This window comes from Pseudomonas meliae (genome assembly GCF_001400515.1).
GTDB classification, from domain to species: Bacteria; Pseudomonadota; Gammaproteobacteria; order Pseudomonadales; family Pseudomonadaceae; genus Aquipseudomonas; species Aquipseudomonas amygdali.
Genome location: NZ_LJQT01000297.1, coordinates 1 through 949, shown reverse-complemented (window position 1 = coordinate 949; position 949 = coordinate 1). Strand labels below are relative to the sequence as shown.

Below are 949 nucleotides of genomic sequence, written 5' to 3'. Positions count from 1 at the left end.
TAGAGCTTTGCTCAGGCCTGGACGATCAGCCCGTGAACCACTCACCTTATCGTCAAACAGTTTTTTACAACCTGCCGACGCCAAGGCGTCGTACTGCAATTGCAGGTTCTGGTCTTGAGTCGAGACGCGAGCATACCCAATCAGCATAGGGTTACTCGTTCTTGCATCAGCACCCATGGGTAGTCTTCACTGCCTTGGCGGTTCTTCCGTTTGCCGATAATTTCGGAGGAAAGCCGATTGTCGATGCTATCCAGCAAAGTGTGTCGTTGGTTCAGAATGCGCTGTCGCGCATCAACATCCTGTTCCCACAGGAGTTTCTCACCGCATTCTATAACTGCTGCCCGCTCAACCATGACGCGGGAGTGATTGAACAGCCAATGTACAAATGCTAAGCCATCCGCGTGGCGCAACCACAGGTCGCCATACATCTTGATGTAGTCGTCTGCCAGATCAGGCTCCGCAAAATTGCAGCCGTGCCAAATAGCCAATGGTTGTGGAAGGAGATTGCCGCAGAGAGTTTCTGCGATATAACCATTAGCGCAGAAACCCTGCCGTAATGCCGTTGCGGCACTAATCCATTCACCGCTGATAATGTGGGTCAGGGCGAGTTCGTAGTAATAGGGCGGATAGTCGTTCGCGTAGTCATTAAAAACCTCTTGGGCGCGGACCTTATCGCCGGCACGCAATGCCTCCGAGCCAAGTAAGTAACGTACACCCTGATTGTCGTTTGGATTGTAAGCCAGCATCTTGTCGATGAGCTTGACCACATCCTTATGGCGGCGTAGCCGAACATAAGCCAACACCGCGCTCTGTAGGGCCCGCAGGAATGGGCGATTTTCCAGATGTGTCCATTCGATGTGCCCATTAACCCCCTCTGGGATCAGCCGGTTTGCAACGGTCAAGCCGGCTAACGCAGCCTCCAATGCTTTTTTAGGGAAGGTCTGAAGTA

The 949-nt window shown here is 52.6% G+C and carries 2 protein-coding genes; both read right to left on the bottom strand.

Features of this window, described 5'->3' with window-relative positions:
- A partial coding sequence (locus ALO64_RS24370; protein ID WP_162232073.1) for a recombinase family protein occupies positions 1-147 on the bottom strand: 147 nt, incomplete at its 3' end.
- The coding region (locus tag ALO64_RS25545) for a tetratricopeptide repeat protein (protein WP_054991731.1) at positions 141-949 on the bottom strand (809 nt) is incomplete at its 5' end. The genes ALO64_RS25545 and ALO64_RS24370, both read right to left, overlap by 7 nt.